Source organism: Chondromyces crocatus (assembly GCF_001189295.1).
GTDB classification, from domain to species: domain Bacteria; phylum Myxococcota_A; class Polyangia; order Polyangiales; family Polyangiaceae; genus Chondromyces; species Chondromyces crocatus.
The window spans coordinates 3,865,328-3,882,159 of record NZ_CP012159.1; the positions used below are offsets into that span (position 1 = coordinate 3,865,328).

Annotated in this window: 9 protein-coding genes; 4 read left to right on the top strand and 5 right to left on the bottom strand. The window is 67.1% G+C overall.

What is annotated here, in order from left to right:
- Positions 1-13: 13 nt before the first annotated feature.
- Genes CMC5_RS14470 through CMC5_RS14480 form a run of 3 tightly spaced genes read left to right on the top strand, consistent with a single transcriptional unit; the run spans position 14 to position 3,174 of the window.
- Positions 14-1,108 (top strand): hypothetical protein, encoded by a 1,095-nt coding sequence (locus tag CMC5_RS14470; RefSeq protein ID WP_156338591.1) that lies wholly within the window; start codon positions 14-16, stop codon positions 1,106-1,108.
- Positions 1,101-2,141, top strand: a complete 1,041-nt coding sequence (locus tag CMC5_RS14475) for a hypothetical protein (RefSeq protein ID WP_156338592.1) — start codon at positions 1,101-1,103, stop codon at positions 2,139-2,141. The genes CMC5_RS14470 and CMC5_RS14475 overlap by 8 nt, the downstream gene beginning before the upstream one ends.
- Positions 2,134-3,174 (top strand): hypothetical protein, encoded by a 1,041-nt coding sequence (locus CMC5_RS14480; protein ID WP_156338593.1) that lies wholly within the window; start codon positions 2,134-2,136, stop codon positions 3,172-3,174. Before CMC5_RS14475 ends, CMC5_RS14480 begins: the two co-directional genes overlap by 8 nt.
- Before the next feature lie 84 nt (positions 3,175-3,258).
- Here CMC5_RS14480 and CMC5_RS49170 read toward each other — a convergent pair whose 3' ends face one another.
- Positions 3,259-3,909: a sigma-70 family RNA polymerase sigma factor gene (locus CMC5_RS49170; protein WP_082362492.1), complete on the bottom strand. Its 651-nt coding sequence runs from the start codon at positions 3,907-3,909 to the stop codon at positions 3,259-3,261.
- Between the two features lie 317 nt (positions 3,910-4,226).
- Between CMC5_RS49170 and CMC5_RS14495 the strand changes: the two genes are divergently transcribed.
- Positions 4,227-10,853, top strand: coding sequence for an FG-GAP-like repeat-containing protein (locus tag CMC5_RS14495; RefSeq protein ID WP_082362493.1), 6,627 nt, complete (start codon positions 4,227-4,229; stop codon positions 10,851-10,853).
- Positions 10,854-11,936: 1,083 nt separating this feature from the next.
- Here CMC5_RS14495 and CMC5_RS14505 read toward each other — a convergent pair.
- From CMC5_RS14505 to CMC5_RS14520, 4 genes are all read right to left on the bottom strand, one after another.
- Entirely contained in the window at positions 11,937-12,773 is an 837-nt protein-coding gene (locus tag CMC5_RS14505; protein WP_050430981.1) for a hypothetical protein, read from the bottom strand.
- Between the two features lie 838 nt (positions 12,774-13,611).
- Positions 13,612-14,364 (bottom strand): TfuA-like protein, encoded by a 753-nt coding sequence (locus CMC5_RS14510; RefSeq protein ID WP_050430982.1) that lies wholly within the window; start codon positions 14,362-14,364, stop codon positions 13,612-13,614.
- Complete coding sequence (locus CMC5_RS14515) at positions 14,361-15,587, bottom strand: YcaO-like family protein (RefSeq protein WP_050430983.1); 1,227 nt, start codon at positions 15,585-15,587, stop codon at positions 14,361-14,363. Before CMC5_RS14515 ends, CMC5_RS14510 begins: the two co-directional genes overlap by 4 nt.
- A 28-nt stretch (positions 15,588-15,615) precedes the next feature.
- A complete protein-coding gene (locus CMC5_RS14520; protein ID WP_156338594.1) occupies positions 15,616-16,122 on the bottom strand; it encodes a hypothetical protein in 507 nt (168 codons plus the stop codon).
- Positions 16,123-16,832: the final 710 nt, after the last annotated feature.

Below are 16,832 nucleotides of genomic sequence, written 5' to 3' on the forward strand. Positions count from 1 at the left end.
TCCGAGGCTGGAGATGAATACGACCACGCGACGAATCCGGAATGCGACCGCTGCGAGGAGAGGGACCGGAGACTCCCCGGGGCGGGCCGCCACCCTGGTGGTCCTGATGGGGGTGACGGCCAGCGTCGGGTGCGAAGGGCTGAGCTATTACCCGTACGACTGCAAGGAGCTGTCGGAATGTCCTGGCGCCGCATGCACAGGGCAGTGCGTGCCGCTGGCCCCGCTGGGGTTCGACGGGCCGGCGTTGCTGTGGACGGGTCCCGGGGAAGAAGCGCCGGAATGTCCTGCGCGTGCGCCAGTGGAGGTGTACACCGGGTATGCCGGGCTCGAATCGTCGCACGTCTGCCCGGAGTGCGCCTGCTCTGCACCAGCGTGCGTGCTTCCGACCGGGGTGACGGCGAGCAACACGCAGCAGTGCCAGGGGCCGGTCTTCACGCCGGTCGACGCGCCCGCGAACTGGACGGGCACGTGCCAGGCGGCGGAGACGGTGATCGGCCCAGCCTCCTTGCGCTCGGTGACGATCGAGCCCGTGACCGAGCGGCCATGTGCTCCGCTGCCCCCGACCACGCCAGCCGGCGTGGCGCCGACCCGGTGGACGCAAGTCGCGCGGGCCTGTGCGGGTGAGGCCGTGCCTGGCGTGTGCAACGATCCCGGGCTGACGTGCCTTCCGAGCGCCGCGCCACCGCCGCCTGGGTTTCAGCAGTGCATCATGCACCTCGTCCCTGACGACGGGAAAGGTGTGCACTGCCCGGCCAGCTACCCGGACAAGAAGGTGTTTTACGGCAGGTACGAGGACACGCGGGCTTGCGAAGCGTGCACCTGCACCGAGACCGCGCCGAGCTCCTGCTCTGCGTGGGTGTCGCTCTACCAGGATGCCGCGTGTAATCCCGGGGAGATGTTTTTGACGATCGCCATCGACCCCACGGATGCGTTGTGCACTTCCGTCCAGGCCTCGATGGCGAACCTGGGGAGTATCTCGGCCTCGTGGATGACGAACGCCCCCGGCTCATGCGAAGCCGCTGGCGGCGAAGCGCTGGGCTCCGTGGAGCCAGCGGATCCCCGGGTTTTCTGCTGCCAGCCGCTGCCAGGAGGCCGACTCGATGAGTAGACCCGTGCTCGTTCCATCGGTTGTGGCAGGGGGGCTGGTGCTGGTCATCGCCAGCACCGGGTGCGAAGGACTGAGCTATTACCCGTACGACTGCAAGGATCTGTCGGAATGTCCCGGCTCCGCGTGCACTGGGCAGTGCGTGCCGCTGGCCCCGCTGGGGTTCGACGGGCCGGCGTTGCTGTGGACGGGCCCTGGGGAAGAAGCGCCGGAGTGTCCTGCGCGTGCTCCGGTGGAGGTGTACAGCGGGTATGCCGGGCTGGAATCGTCGCATGTCTGCCCCGAGTGCGCCTGCTCTGCACCAGCGTGCGTGCTTCCGACCGGCGTGACGGCGAGCAACACGCAGCAGTGCCAGGGGCCGGTCTTCACGCCGGTCGATGCGCCCGCGAACTGGACGGGCACGTGCCAGGCGGCGGAGGCGGTGATCGGCCCCGCCTCCTTGCGCTCGGTGACGATCGAGCCCGTGACCGAGCGTCCATGCGCTCCGCTGCCCCCGACCACGCCAGCCGGCGTAGCGCCGACCCAGTGGACGCAGAGGGCGCGCGCTTGTGCCGGTGAGGCCGTGCCTGGCGTGTGCAACGATCCCGGGCTGACGTGCCTTCCGAGCGCCGCGCCACCGCCGCCCGGGTTTCAGCAGTGCATCATGCACCTCGTCCCTGACGACGGGACCGGCGTGCACTGCCCGGCCAGCTACCCGGACAAGAAGGTGTTTTACGGCAGGTACGAGGACACGCGGGCCTGCGGAGCGTGCACCTGCACCGAGACCGTGCCGAGCTCCTGCTCCGCGTGGATGTCGCTCTACCAGGGTGGGGCGTGCACCAACGAGCTTCTGTCAGTGGCGCTCAGTCTCGGCGACACCGGCTGTACATCGATCCTGATGTCTCCTGCGACCCTGGGGAGCATCTCGGCTTCTTGGATGACGAACGCCCCCGGCTCATGCGAAGCCGCTGGCGGCGAAGCGCTGGGCTCCGTGGAGCCAGCGGATCCCCGGGTCTTCTGTTGCCAGCCACTGCCAGGAGGCCAGCTCGATGAATAGACCCACTCTGGTGCCATCGATTGTCGCAGGGATGCTGGTCCTGGTCACGGCCAGCACCGGGTGCGAAGGGCTGAGCTACTACCCGTACGACTGCAAGGAGCTATCGGAATGTCCTGGCGCCGCATGCACGGGCCAGTGCGTGCCGCTGGCCCCGCTGGGGTTCGACGGGCCGGCGTTGCTGTGGACGGGTCCCGGGGAAGAAGCGCCGGAATGTCCGGCCCGCGCTCCGGTGGAGGTGTACAGCGGGTATGCTGGGCTGGAGTCGTCGCACGTCTGCCCCGAGTGCGCCTGCTCTGCGCCAGCGTGCGTGCTTCCGACGGGCGTGACGGCGAGCAACACGCAGCAGTGCCAGGGGCCGGTCTTCACGCCGGTCGACGCGCCCGCGAACTGGACGGGCACGTGCCAGGCGGCGGAGACGGTGATCGGCCCAGCCGCCTTGCGCTCGGTGACGATCGAGCCCGTGACCGAGCGGCCATGTGCTCCGCTGCCCCCGACCACGCCAGCCGGTGTGGCGCCGACCCAGTGGACGCAAGTGGCGCGGGCCTGTGCTGGTGAGGCGGTCCCGGGTGTGTGCAATGATCCCGGGTTGACGTGCCTTCCGAGCGCCGCGCCACCGCCGCCCGGGTTTCAGCAGTGCATCATGCACCTCGTCCCAGACGACGGGACCGACGTGCACTGCCCGGCCAGCTACCCGGACAAGAAGGTGTTTTACGGCAGGTACGAGGACACGCGGGCTTGCGAAGCGTGCACCTGCACCGAGACCGCGCCGAGCACTTGCACTGCGTGGGTGTCGCTCTACCAGGACGCATCATGTGGTGACGCGCTCCACTCGACAACGATCGGACTTGGCGATCCGGTATGCCTCCCCGTGCAGCTCTCGACGGCGACGCTGCACAGCATCTCGGCCTCGTGGATGACGAACGCACCCGCCTCGTGCGAAGCAGCCGGCGGCGAGGCGCTGGGCTCCGTGGAGCCAGCGGACCCCCGGGTCTTCTGTTGCCAGCCTCCCCCAGGCACTCCATCCAGCGGCTAGCACTTTTCTGGAGGGCCGGCGGCGGCGCTGCGACGTCGATGTGCGTCGACATCGCCTTCGTTCATGCGAGCGGCCTACTGCTCCTCACGCATCTCGTCGCTGGGGGCGAGACCTGTGGGCCTTCGTTCTCCTCGTCGGCGTGGATTGACGGTCTTCGTGGCGGTGCTGTTCCCTCGACCATGCCTCCCGGAGCTGGCGCCGCGCCCTCGCATGTCGCTTGTACACCGTCGATGTCGGGATACCGAGCCACGCGGCGATCTCGATCATCGGCGTGTCGTCGAGATCGTGAGCCGTGAGCACCACGCGCAGGTCCGTGTCCACGTGCTGGTGGAGGAGGCTGAGCAACTCCTTGCGTGTTTGCTCCCGGACGAGCTGTTCCTCGGCGGTTGGTCGCTCGTCCTCAAGGGCAACCTGGAGCGCTGTGGTCAGCTTCGTGCGCCGGTTCCGGCGAACTTCGTGGTACTTCGACGCAACGCGTACGGTGATTTTGTTCAGCCAACGCTCGGGCCGAGCGCGCCGCGGGTCGTAGCTCTGGAAGCTCTGGTGCGCCGCGAGCAAAACGTCCTGCCGTGCGTCGTCGCGGTCCGTTGAAGGGACACCGAGCCGAGCGAGCCATGCCTTCACGGCGCATCGTGTCCTCGGGTCGAAGATGGCGGTGTAGGCCATTCGTCTTTCCTGCTCCCAGGTTCCGGAGCGTGCGCCTTGGACTCGTCGCATCGGGGCTCGAGAGGCCATTGTGACGACGAGGCCTGCTCGATGTGGAAATCGACGGCCGATGCATGGATGCTCACGCTACAGGAGCGAATCGTCGGCATGCAGGAGGGCGCGCAGGGGCGTCATGCTGGGCATGAGGCGTTCCGCGCGGTGGATGCTGGACGGCACCCATCGAATCGGTGCGTCGTGCAGGGAGCCAGTCACGCAGCGATGACCGAGTAACTCGTGATTCTCGGCATCGCGGCACGTGCGTCGTGGCGAGGTGAGACTCGTCGGTCGATTAGGATGCGAGGCATGTCTCATCGGGCTTCATTGGCCTGCCAGGAGATAGCGCGCCCATGCCGACACAGGCCTCCCGCCCTCAGCACGCCTTGCCCTCCGTATCGGGTTGTTCTTTCCCCTCGCAACGACGCCGTCCCCTCCCTCCAGCGTTGCTCCTCCTCATCGCCGTGCTCCTCGTCGGCGCGTGCAGCGACGCTGGCTCACCCCTGGTCTGGTCCAGCGCCTCCCAGACCCTCTGGGATGCGTCACCGATCCCGCCAATCCCCCCGCTCCTGTGCCTCGGTCCCGACGAGGGTCCTTCCCCGTTCCCACCTGACCTTGCGCAGGGCACCACATCCGCCGCAGGCACCCTTCCAGGCTCCTTCTCGGTCACGAGCACGGGCGAGGCGACGTACACGATCCCGGTTCCCACGCTGCCAGGCCGCGCCGGCATCGAGCCTTCGCTGGCGATCACCTACGACAGCGCGCAGGGCGAGGGGCTCCTCGGCATCGGCTTCCACCTGCAAGGCCTCTCGTCCGTCGAGCGATGTCCGCGGAATGTGGCGCAGGATGGTCACATCGCGCCGGTCCGGGATGCCGAGGACGACGCGCTGTGCCTTGATGGGCAGCGGCTCGTCCCCGTGGACCCGCAGCCGGGGCGCGTGGCGCGGGAGTACCGCACATTCCCGGACAGCTTTACGCGCGTCGAGGCCGACTTCGCGGAGAGCGAGGGGTGGCCAGCGGAGCGTGGGCCGAAGCGGCTGCGGGCGCATAGCAAGGCGGGGCTGATCTACGAATACGGTGGAGAATCGTCGGGAAGGGTGCTCGCACGGGAGGAGGTGGTGCGGTCCTGGCTGCTGACGCGGCTCAGCGACCGGGATGGCAACACGATGGAGGTGGTCTACCGGAATGACCTCCACGCGAAGGGCTACACGGTCGAGCATGCGCCGCAGCAGATCACGTACACCGGGCATCCGAGCGTGCCGGCGTCACGCACGGTGGAGTTCGCGTATGGGCCGCTGGAGTCGGCGGACGTGCGTGTGCTCTATGCCCGGGGGATGGAGCTGCGCCGCTCGCTGAGCTTGCGCTCGATCCAGATGTTCGGGCCGGGACACGTGCTCGCGAGGGAGCTGCGCTTCGGTTACGGGCATGGGCCGGCGACGGGTCGCTTGCGACTGGAAGCCGTCCGGGAGTGCGGGGGAGATGGGACGTGCAAACCGCCGACGCGCTTCACCTGGCACACGGCTGGAGCGGCTGGCTACAGGCAGCAGCAGACGCCCGTGGAGGTGCCACTGTCGGAACGCGGGACGCTGATGACGATGGACGTCAGCGGCGATGGCCTCGACGACCTGGTGACGTCCGACATGGTGGTGGAGGCCGGCACGGAGCAGCCGATCACCCGCTGGTCGGTCACGCTCAACCGGAGCCAGGAGCTGACGCCGGCGTTCTTCGAGGCGGCCGTCACTGGGCAGGAGCAGCCGCATTTCATCGACGCGGAGCCGCCGTACCAGCCGGAGCTGGGGACGCCGCTCGACTACGACCACGATGGCCGGATGGACCTGTTCCTGCACGATGTGCACGGGCAGGCGCTGACGTGGGAGGTGCTGCTGTCGGATGGGGATGGGACGTTTACGCGGCGGGATACGGGGGTGCCGCGACCGTTCACGATGGGCATGACGCCGGCGGGACTGCGCAGCCCGGATGCGTCAACGCACCTGGTGGATGTCGACGGCGATGGGATGGTGGATCTGCTCCAGTGCTACAAGAGCGCGCACGAGCAGCTCTGGTACTTGCACCGCTGGACGGCGGCGGCAGGAGGCTTCGAGCCGCACGGGGATCGGGTGCATGCGCTGACGCCGTACCCGTGCCACGCCGAGCTGCATGCGATCGATGTCGATACGGATGGGCGGGTGGACCTGGTGATGCAGGAGCTGGTCCTCGTCGGCAGTCAGGTGCGGGCGGGGTCGCAGTACGTGGCGTTCGCGTACGAGCTGTCCGATGGATCGTGGACGCGTGCGCTGATGAACCTGCGGCTGACGCCACCGGGTGACCGGGTGTTCTTTCTCGACGTCAACGGGGATGGGCTGCCCGATGCGGTGCAGAGCAACCGGGACGATGAGCAGCTGTACACGTCGATGAACACGGGCGCCGGTTTCGCGGAGCCAGTCCCGAGCCTGGCGACGCCGATGCTCGGGGCTGCGAGGTTCGTTCGCTTCGCGTCGGTGCTCGATCACAACGCCGATGGGCGGCAAGACCTGCTGCTGGCCATGAGCGACGGGGGCTCGGAATCGCTGCCCGCGTGGAAGGTGCTTCAAGCGACGGGGGAGATCGGGCCGGGGACATTCGAGATCGTCCATCCCGGGCTGCCGATGGGCGTGGTGCTCCAGCAGGATGAGCTGCCCACGCCCGACCATCCGCTCACGCCGCGCGTCACCGATGTGAATGGGGATGGGGCGCAGGATCTGCTCTATGCGTTCAACAACCAGGTCCATGTCTTCGAGAACGTCCTCGGCCAGGAGGACCTGCTCGCGGCCGTGACGGACGGCATGAACGCGCACGATCCGGAGGACGCCGAGTACCTGCCCAACGTGCAGATCCGGTACGACCACCTGATCGATCGTGCGCGGACGACGGCGGGCTTCGAGGACACGACGGGAATCCCGTCACCCGAGCAGCGGACTTACCGAACCCTGGAGCACAGCGATGAGGACCAGTGCCGCTATCCGGTGCGGTGCGTGGTCGGGCATCGGCGGGTGGTGAGCGGCTATGTGCTCAACAATGGCGCGGATCGGCCGCGCACATTCCAGGTGGCCTACCGCAACGGCCGTCATCACCGCCTGGGCCGAGGATTTCTGGGGTTTGGGACGCGGATCGTGCGTGACCTCGACACCGGCGCGGGCACGGCGGAGTTCTACGACAACGTCACGTTTGATGGCGCCTTCCAGGCCTTTCCCTTCCGAGGACAGGTGCAGCGCTCGTGGCGCTGGAGCCCGAGCTTGCCGCTGGATGCGCACAGCGCGGAGCCGGTGTCCGTCGAGCTGCTGACGACGCGGAGCTACCCGGTGGTGATTCCCACGCAGGCGGGGACGTACTTCACGCTCTCGCTCCTGGAGGGGAAGAGCCGTCATCAGGGCACGTTCTTGCCAGGAGGTGGGAAGGGGCTCGAAGAGAGCGTGAGGGATCTGGAGGGCGATCTCTCGACACGGATGAGCGACACGCTGCGTACCGTCAGCGACTTCGACCTCTACGGGAACATCCTCGCCGAGCAGACGCAGACCGACGGCGTCGACCTCGAGCTCACGGTCACACGCAGCTTCGACAACGACCCGCTCTCCTGGCGCCTTGGAGAGCTGACGCGAGAGACGACGTGCAGCAAGGCGGCCGGCGAGACGCAGTGCCGGGTGATGCACCGGAGTTACGACGGGCGCGGGCATGTCCGCATGGAGCGCGTTGGAGGAGAGCCCTTCGACCCCGAGATGCAGCTCGATGTCTGGTTCTCCCGGGATGCGCTGGGCAACATCCACAACACCCGCTCGCGCGACGGGACCGGGCAGGTGCGCGCGAGCTGCATCAGCTACGACGCGCTGGGCTTGATGCCTCATGCGCATCGCAATCTGGAGGGCCACCAGAGCTACACACGCTACGACCCGGCGCTGGGCGTGCTGCAGGCGTCGGTGGATCCCAATGGCCTGGTGAGTCGCTGGGCCTACGATGGCTTCGGGCGGGTGACGCTGGAGAGCCTCCCGGGGCGCATGCCCACCGCCATCCGGCGCACGTGGACGAAGGACGGTGGAGCGGCTGGCAACGCCTGGAATTTGAAGATCCGCACGTCCTCGGCGGGGGGCCAGGACGAGACCGTGCAGTTCGATGGTCTCGGGCGGGAGGTGCGCTGGTGGTGGCAAGCGCTCGACGTGGGGGAAGAGCAAGCGCCGCGGATGATGCAGGAGGTCGGCTTCGATGCGCGGGGCGAGCACCTCGCCTGGCGTTCGCTGCCGATCGCGGCTCCTGCGCCACCAGGCTCGATGCAGGTGCGAGAGACGTGGCAGTACGACGGGATGGGGCGGGTGCTCCGGCACGTCACGCCGTGGGGGGCGGCGACGACGCACGAGTACATCGGGCGGGACGAGGTCATCACGGCGCCCGGGCAAGCGGTTACCCGCATCGCCAGCGACGCTCTCGGCAGGCCCACGGCGGTGGGCGATCCTGAAGGTGGAGTCACCCGCTACACCTACGGTCCCTTCGGCGGTCTGCGGACGGTGACCACGCCTGCTGGCGCTACCACGCTGACCGAGCGCGATGCGTTTGGCCGGGTGCGACGGCAGGTGAGCCCGGACCGGGGGGTCTCTACTGCGCACTACGATGGCTACGGGCAGAAGGTCTCATCGCTCGACGCGGCAGGCCGTGAAGTCACGACCAGCTACGACACGCTGGGTCGGATAACCAGGCAGGTCGACGAGGACGGCGTCACCGAGTTCCGGTGGGACGATGCTCCGCATGGCGTCGGGCAGCTCGCGCTGGTGGTCAGTCCGGATGGCCATCGGCTGCGCTACGGGTTCGACCACCTCGGGCGACCAGCGACGACGACGCTGGAACTCGGCGGGGAGAGCTTCACCAGCCGGCTGTCCTACGATCTGAGCGGGCGGCTCAAGCGGATCGAGCACCCGAGCGCGCCAGGGATCGGCAGCTTCGCTGTCGAGCGGGAGTACGATCCCTACGGGCGGCTGCGGGCGCTGAAGGACGCGGGGTCCGGCGCGGAGTTCTGGCGGGCGACGGCCATCGATGCGGGGAACCGGATCACGGGGGAGCGCTTCGGTGGAGGGACCGCCTCCACGCTCCGCACGTTCGATGCGGCACGAGAGCGGGTGAGCCGCATCGCGACGCAGGCGGCGGGCGTGCCTGTCCAGGAGTTCGCCTACCTCTGGAACGATCGCCGCAAGCTCGTCGAACGCTCCGATGGCATCCACGCCAACGTCGAGCGCTTCCGGTACGACCTGCTGGACCGACTCACCTGTGCGCAGTTCGGGCTGATCAACGCCGCCCTCTGCCCGCGACCGTTCATCTACGGACCCGATGGCAACCTGCTCCAGAAGCCCGGCGTTGGCGCCTACGAGTACGACCCCGCGCAGCCCCATGCCGTCGTCCGAGCTGGTAGCGCGTTCTACGGCTACGACGCCGTGGGCAACCAGACCTCGCGACCAGGCGCGACGATCGCCTACACCGCGTTCGACCTACCGAAACAGATCTCCCTCACCAGCGGCGACACCGTCGACATTGAGTACGACGGCCTCCAGCAGCGGGTGCGCAAGACCACCGCGACCCAGGAGATCGTCTCCTTCGGCGAGCTGTACGAGCGCGTGACCGATGTCGTCACGGGGAACGTCGAACACCGCTACCACGTCCACAACGACGAGCGGGTCGTCTCGCTGGTGCGGCGCTCGACAGCACAGGGCACGCGCACGCTGCACGTCCATGCCGACCACCTCGGGTCGATTGACGTGCTCACCGACGGTGTGACCGGGAGCGTCGCCGAGCAGCGCAGCTACGACGCCTTCGGCGCGCCACGCCACCCCGACTGGGGTTCGGGGCAGACGGCGTCACCCCACGAGCTGTCCTCGCTGGGCTTCACCGGGCACGAGGCCGACCTCGACCTTGGCCTCGTGAACATGAAGGGCCGTATCTACGACCCGAAGCTCGGCCGGTTCCTCACGCCGGATCCGCTCGTGCCGCGACCTCTCTTCGGGCAGAGCTGGAACAGCTACTCCTATGTGCTCAACAGCCCGCTGTCGCTGGTCGATCCCAGTGGGTTTCAGGAGCAGCCACCTGCGACAGAGGACGGATGCTCGCAGGGCTGCACCATCTGGGTGTTCGGTCCTCCGCGCGAACCCAAGCCGCCTGCGCCACCCAAGGTCGTCGAGGGCAACCTGGAGGAGGCCGCGGGCGCTGGTTCGACGCAGGCGCCGATCGACGTCGGGACCTCAGGCGTGCGCGGTGGGTGGAGTCCACAGCTCCCAGCCACGCTGCAGGCCCTGGGCCGTGGCGACGCCATCGCCAGGCGCATCATGGATGGCGTTCGCATCGGGATGGCCAGGATGCTGCTGGAGTCTGCCAAGCTCGGGGTGCTAGGTGGCACCAGCCGTGTTTACGTCGCGTACACCACGATCACCGCTGCCTGGAATGGTTACAAGGAGAGTGGGCTGCCCGGTGCTCTCGATGCCGTCAATCCCGCCAGCCAGATGGTGGAAGCCGGCGTGGAGGCCTACGACGCCGCCGCCGCAGAGGACTGGGAATCCGCGGGGGCCAGCTTGTTCAAGGCGGGCTCGATCGGGATGTCCATCCTCGCCACCGCTGTCGGGGTGGGGGGCGCCATCTCCGCGACCATCGGATCGACGGCACGCACCGTGGGAAGGGCGTCTGTCGGACCTACAAGGGGCGGTGGGCCGGGAGCCCGCCCGAGTCAGCCCTTTTCGAAGGCCGGGAAGGACGAAGTATGGAAACAGAACGCGACGAAGCACAGCGGCGTCAACAAGTGCGAAAACTGCGGCAGCGACGTCATCAAACCTCAGCAGCATACAAAGGGGGTCACTCCCCCAACCAACGAGGGACATGTCGACCACGTCACCGCGCGTGTGAAGGGTGGTTCAGGAACGCCTGATAATGGCCAAGTGCTTTGTCGCGGCTGCAATCTGGAGAAGGGAGCCCAGTGATTTCTGCTTTCAACGAGAATCCCCGCCTCGGAGTCTTGACCACTGCTCCAGTTTTGGCTGGAGCGCCCATCATGATGGTCTCTCACGACGCCGATGATGGGGGGTGGCAATTCCTGTGTGGCACAACAACTGACCCTGCAGACGGGCGTATCGTTCACTTGCAAGAGATTGTGGACATGGACCCGTCTCTCACTGTGCTGGCGGACCTTCCGAGCGGATGGGTTGCCTTTCGCACCAGCGTCGATGGTGAGTGGACGAGGGAACGCTGTTGAAATTTTGCCTCGAAAAATAACCAGGACTGTCAGCGACCGTTCACCTACGGACCCGATGGCAACCTGCTCCAGAAGCCCGGCGTCGGCGCCTACGAGTACGACCCCGCGCAACCCCACGTCGTCGTCCGAGCTGGCAGTGCTTTCTACGGCTACGACGCCGTCGGCAACAAGACGTCGCGAAGGCACTGGACGACATCGAGGGCGCGACCGGTACACGTCCCCGATTTCACCCTTACAACTGAGAGCAACCATGGGACATCAGGTGAATTTCTACGTCACGCCGGCGGACGTCACACAGCTGCACCTGCGCATCAGTGAGATCGAACCGATGCGCATTCTCCACGATCGTTCAGCCACGGCCGAACCACGGGAAGTGCGCAGTCTCAACTTGGTAGAAGAGACGCAACCCTTGCTTTTCTACTTCCTGGTGCGTGAGCGCGACCTGGCAAAGTCGTCACCGAGCACATTCCTGCACAGGGGTGCTCGACGGTGGACTACCTACGATCCCCAGTCGTCCAGTTCAACAGCTGCTACTTCGACGGCAAAATCCTTCGGCGCGGCGGGTGGAGTCCGCAACTCCTGGCCACGCAGCAGGCCCTGGACCGTGGCGACGCCATCGCCTGGCGCATCCTGGATGGCGTCCGCATCGCAATGACCAGAATGCTGCTGGAGTCCGCAAAGCTCGGCATCCTGCGCGGCACTCCCGCGAGCCGAAGTCTGCCTCCTCGGCGATGAACAGCGCGCCCGTCCTCCCGAGGCAGGCGAGGACGGGCGCCTTCATTCTCACGAGCGGCCTACTGGCCCTCGTGCATCACCCCGCGGCCGGCGTCGCTCCCCCCGTCATCGACGGCGGCTCCTCGTCCAGCGCCTCCTCCTCCTCGATCCCATCGAGCCCCCTCTCCAGCCCCTTGGCCGGAGAGCCTCCCAGCGGCGGCGTCGACGACCCTTGCGCTGCCGCCCGCGCCCTCCGCGCTGCCCGGGCCGCTGCGCGCTGCTGGAGCCGCTGCCCCTCGTAGGGCCCCAGCAGCTCCCGCTGCATCGCCGTGTTCCCCTCGTAGTCGACGACCACCTGCGCCGCGAAGCGCACGAACGCCTCGTGCCACGCCACGCTCGCCAGCTCCGTCGCGCGCCCTGCGCCGCCGGCGTCCTGGCCCAGCGAACGCCCGTAGCGCTCCACGTGGGTCACGAGGTGCAGCACCTCGGCCTCCAGCCCCAGCGCAGTGACCGCAGCGTCGACCTCCGGCTCCCCGAGCCGCTGCCGCAGATCGGTCAGGTGCTTCAGCTCCATCTCCATTGGCAGCCGGATGAAGCTCGTCCCCTTGGGAAACAGGCGCGTCCGCAGCAACCGCACCTGACCCAGCACCTCGCGCTGCGCCGGACCCAGGGGAACGAGCGTGTCGAGCAGCATCTCCTCGCGCGCTTCGAGCATCCGGTGAAACGCCGTCACCACCGTGTCGGTGGCCTGATCGGCGGCCCTCGGCGGGACATCCCGCACATTCAAGAGCGCCAGCGTCGAAGCGATGACGGCATCTCCACGGGTCCGTGTCGCGCCTTGGAGCGGTGTGGCTCGGGGCGCTGCCAGGATGGGGCCCAGCGCATTCCCGACGTTGATCTGACGGTCCACTTCCAGACGGGTCGTATTCAGCATGTCTAAAAGCCTCATGGTTCTCATTCGGTGAAATTCCGTAAATAAGGAAAGCTCCGGAGGCCCCTAACCTGGATCCTGGAGAGCCTCCGCGCAAGGCGGACAAGCACGGCCAGATGAAAAATAGGTAGCACAAGGTGGGTAAACGTCTGCTGGAGCTGCCGAGGCCATGGCATCGCCAGCGTACCCGTCGCGCCGCGTGGGCCACCGGATGCAGACCGCTCGAAGAAGCTCGAATCTATTGGCTTTTCTTGCTGCCACCGTGCGGTGGCGCTCGCGGACGTCGGAAGCTCGCGGAGGTTCCCTGACACGCGTCGGAAGCTCGCGGAGGTTCCCTGACACGCGTCGGAAGCTCGCCGAGGTTCCCCGACACGCGTTGGAAGCTCGCGGAGGTTCCCTGACACGCGTTGGAAGCTCGCCGAGGTTCCCCGACACGCGTCGGAAGCTCGCGGAGGTTCCCCGACACGCGTCGGAAGCTCGCGGAGGTTCCCCAACACGCGCTGGAAGCTCGCCGAGGTTCCCCGACACGCGTCGGAAGCTCGCGGAGGTTCCCCGGCGCATGCTGTGTAGTCCAGTTCACCGATTGCATGAAGCCGGAGGGGTTGAACCATCACCCGCACGTCTGGGTCCGTCAGAATCTCTGCTCGGCTCGCGAGGCGCTTGGGCCTTCGTGCTTCACGTCGGCGTGAAGTGCCGCGTTTCGTGGCGGTGCTGTTCCCCCGTCCATGCCTCCCGAAGCTGGCGAAGCGCCTTCCATGTCGCTCGTACGCCGTCGATGTCGGGATGCCCTGCGCGACAGGTGATCGCGTCGCATGCGAGGCGCTCCAGCCGCAGAGAGCGCTCAGGCAGGGTCTGTCGCCCGCAGACGACGCGCCCCCTGCGCAATCTGCTCCCACGCCTCGGTATGCTGGAAGTGATAGCGGACCTGTTTGGGCGTGATGCCCGACTTCACCCGCCGATCCATCGTGCGGAGCAGTTCGAGCGCGTCCAGTCTTTTCCGATCGACGCGCCGCTCGGGCAGATAGCTACGGAGCGCCGCGATCTCGCTGTCCAGCAGGCCCGCATCGCTCGCGCTCCCGAGCAGCGACGGGTAGCTCCGGTCCGCATAGAAAGACGATCTGGCGAGCCCGATGAGCTTCTTCTGCGTATCGACACCGATCACGCCATCGCGAACCGCACCCGCGAGCGTCGCGCGGATGTCGACCATGGCCACCGACAGCGGTCGATAGCCGCCCTCGGCCGGCGCGTGGGCCGTGGCGACCTCGTCGTCGGCGTCGATGTGGCCGCGGCGGAAGGATTCGTAGACGTCTCCGATGCCCTCCATGCCGAATGTCGCCAGCTCGGCGGCGCGCAGGGCGCCCATGCTCGCCGCGCCGAACACGTGGATGCCCTCTTTCATGGTCCAGAGGATTTCCTTGTGGGAGACGGACGGGACATGATCGAAATAGCCGTCGATGATTCCGATCGCTGCGGGTCGTTCGCACGCGGCGCGATAGACGTCTCCTTGCGCTGCCGGGGGCAGGTACGTGGCCTCCAGCACGCCGCTCGCCTCGGTGACGGAGAGCGTGGGCCCGAGGAAAATGACCACCTTCATTGCACGTTCTCCAGGAGGCGCCTCCGCGCTCGCGCGCCTGGCCTGTACCCGGGCACATCGCTCAAAGGTTCGAGGCCCGGGACGATCACCCGCACGACCGGGATCTCGAAGAGGTCCTTGGTCAGGTCCACGGCCACCACCTCCTCGATGCCGACGGCGCGCAGCCGCTCCAGGAGCTGTGCCAGGTCGTCGTCGAAGGACTCGTTCCACCTGTCTGGCGTCTCGTGAAAGTGTCGCGTGCGGGGCTCGGCGGCGAGCGCAGCCGTCATCCTCCGCGCCGCCTCGACGTCGCGGCTGGCGCTCTGCGGGGCCTGATGAAGCACATCGTCGCGTGAGCCCGTGATGAGCGTGAGGCGGCTCTGGGCGGCTTCGGTGAGGGCGCGCGAGAGTGCCACCGCGCGGCTGAGGTGACAGCCGAGGCCACCCATCGGGCCGATGAGGCGGTTCGGGTTTGGCTCTCGGTCGACGATGGTGCACATGAACGCCGCCACGCCGACGTCGGAGGTGGTGTCCCAGATGGCCACCTCGACGCCCGCGCGCTCGTACATGCCGAGCAGCTCGCGACAGCCGGCATCGTCCACGGTGTCGGGATCGACCCGGCGGCTCCGCTGAATCGCTTCCGTCGAGCTCCGATGCAGCGTCGTGCAATCGTGCTCGATGAGTTCGCACAAGGCGTGAGCCAGCGCCTCCTGAGGGGCGTTCCCGGAGGCCAGGCCGCGGGAGCTCATCAAAAAGGACCCGCTCCCCGAAGGAAGTGGCAGCGTGTAGTCCATGTGCACCATCTCGTGAGGCACCCACGTCGACGCGCCATCGAGCAGGTTCGTCCCTTCGATCCACAGCGTGCGGTAGTTCTGGTGAAACTGGCCGACCAGGAGCGCCGGCAGGGCGGCGACGCCGACCAGCCGGTGGGTGAACCGCAGCTCGTTGAAGGTGGCGAGCTTGAGGGGCCGGTCGATCTGCTCGGCGTGCCAGAGTTCGAGCGACTCCATGAGGCCCGAGGCCCTCGCGGCGTCCAGGTCCATGCCCTTTCCCTGGGAAACAGAGAGCGAACGCGCGTTGGGCCGGACGACCATCACCACGGGAATGCCGATCGTATCGAGCCCCGTGACGTCGGCGATCCGGGTGATGCCCGTGATGGGCATCATCCGTCGCATTCGTTCCACCGTCTCGGTCGGGGTCACGAGGCGGTGGGTGCCAGCGAGATGACGCTTGATGGCGGGCATGGATCCATTCCTTGGGATGCGCAGGGCGTCAGTCGCCGTCCGGTCCCGAGTGTGCGGCTGGAATGGTCTGACTCAGCGCTTTCATGTTCAGCACGAAGCACGTGACGAAGTAACTGGGAACGCCGCGCGGGGCTGGGGGCTCGACCCAGCTCACGACCGTCCCATGGTGCGCCAGTACGCCCACTTCGGCTGGACCGCTCTCCATCGAGGCGAAGCTCCACTGGTTCTTCGTGCTCATGTCGATGAACCAGTACTCGCCATCCGGGCCATACACGATCATCGTCTTCTTCGGATCGCATCGATTGTTCGTGCACACGTACACATCGGTCCTGGTTTCGTACGTCTGACCTTCTTCTTCGTAGGTCGCCGTGATGGTCCCCCGGACGAGGAGGGGAAGCTGCGCTGCTGTCTCCGTCTGCTCTGCCGTCTCCGGATCCCCCGCTGGATCACGCGTCAGCGTGACCGATTCCACGATCAACATCCCGGCCAGACCCAGACCCTCCAGGCATTCATGGGTCGGATCCGGTTGGATCACGCTGTATTCGACGTCAATGGCCGTGCCTTCACCCTCGCCTGCAACGCGAGGAAAGACGACGTCCCATCGGGCCTTGACGCTTCTGGTGGACAGGTCGCCGTTGCATCCCGTCGACAGAGAAGCCCTCAGTGGTATGCCTTGCCCCTCCTGGCTCAATCGAACGATGGCGTTCGTCGGGTCGATGTTCAGCTCGGGTCTGGGGTAAAAACAGCCGTCTCGGCATGGTTCGATCTCGATTCCTGGTTTGCCATCACGTGCTCTCCTTCCAATGAGTGGTTGACGGGTCCACCACGCTTTCATGCCTCGGAGATTGCGATGCGTGACGTCTCCGGCGAGCGCAGGGAGAGCACCGCCTCTTCCGTGCAGCTCCAGAGAGCGGCAATGCGTAAGGCGGCGCTCGGCGGAACGACCGCAGCTCTCTGCGCCATCGACATCACACCATTCCCCGCGTCGCGTCGTGATGGTTTCGCTGCGCTCGGGCCTCACGTCCAGTGAAGAGCCTCGATCGCTTCAGGACCAGCCGTATCAGGCACACATGGGCACGCCAAGAGTGCGCGTCGTCGCCCTGATCCCGCTACTGGATCATCGATCTCGGTCGTGACGTCATGGCATTGCCTCGCTCGCTTTGGAGAAGCTCCGGTCTCTCGTGCATTGGTTCCCGTAATGCCTTTCCGGGAGGTGCCGATTGCTGGCTCGACGTGGGCACCCTC

Excerpts from the sequence above, each read along its gene's own strand:
- CMC5_RS14470 (WP_156338591.1), top strand. The coding sequence starts at position 14 with ATGAATACGACCACGCGACGAATCCGGAATGCGACCGCTGCGAGGAGA.
- CMC5_RS14480 (WP_156338593.1), top strand. The coding sequence starts at position 2,134 with ATGAATAGACCCACTCTGGTGCCATCGATTGTCGCAGGGATGCTGGTC.
- CMC5_RS14510 (WP_050430982.1), bottom strand. The coding sequence starts at position 14,364 with ATGAAGGTGGTCATTTTCCTCGGGCCCACGCTCTCCGTCACCGAGGCG.
- CMC5_RS14495 (WP_082362493.1), top strand. The coding sequence starts at position 4,227 with ATGCCGACACAGGCCTCCCGCCCTCAGCACGCCTTGCCCTCCGTATCG.
- CMC5_RS14505 (WP_050430981.1), bottom strand. The coding sequence starts at position 12,773 with ATGCTGAATACGACCCGTCTGGAAGTGGACCGTCAGATCAACGTCGGG.
- CMC5_RS14475 (WP_156338592.1), top strand. The coding sequence starts at position 1,101 with ATGAGTAGACCCGTGCTCGTTCCATCGGTTGTGGCAGGGGGGCTGGTG.
- CMC5_RS14515 (WP_050430983.1), bottom strand. The coding sequence starts at position 15,587 with ATGCCCGCCATCAAGCGTCATCTCGCTGGCACCCACCGCCTCGTGACC.
- CMC5_RS49170 (WP_082362492.1), bottom strand. The coding sequence starts at position 3,909 with ATGGCCTCTCGAGCCCCGATGCGACGAGTCCAAGGCGCACGCTCCGGA.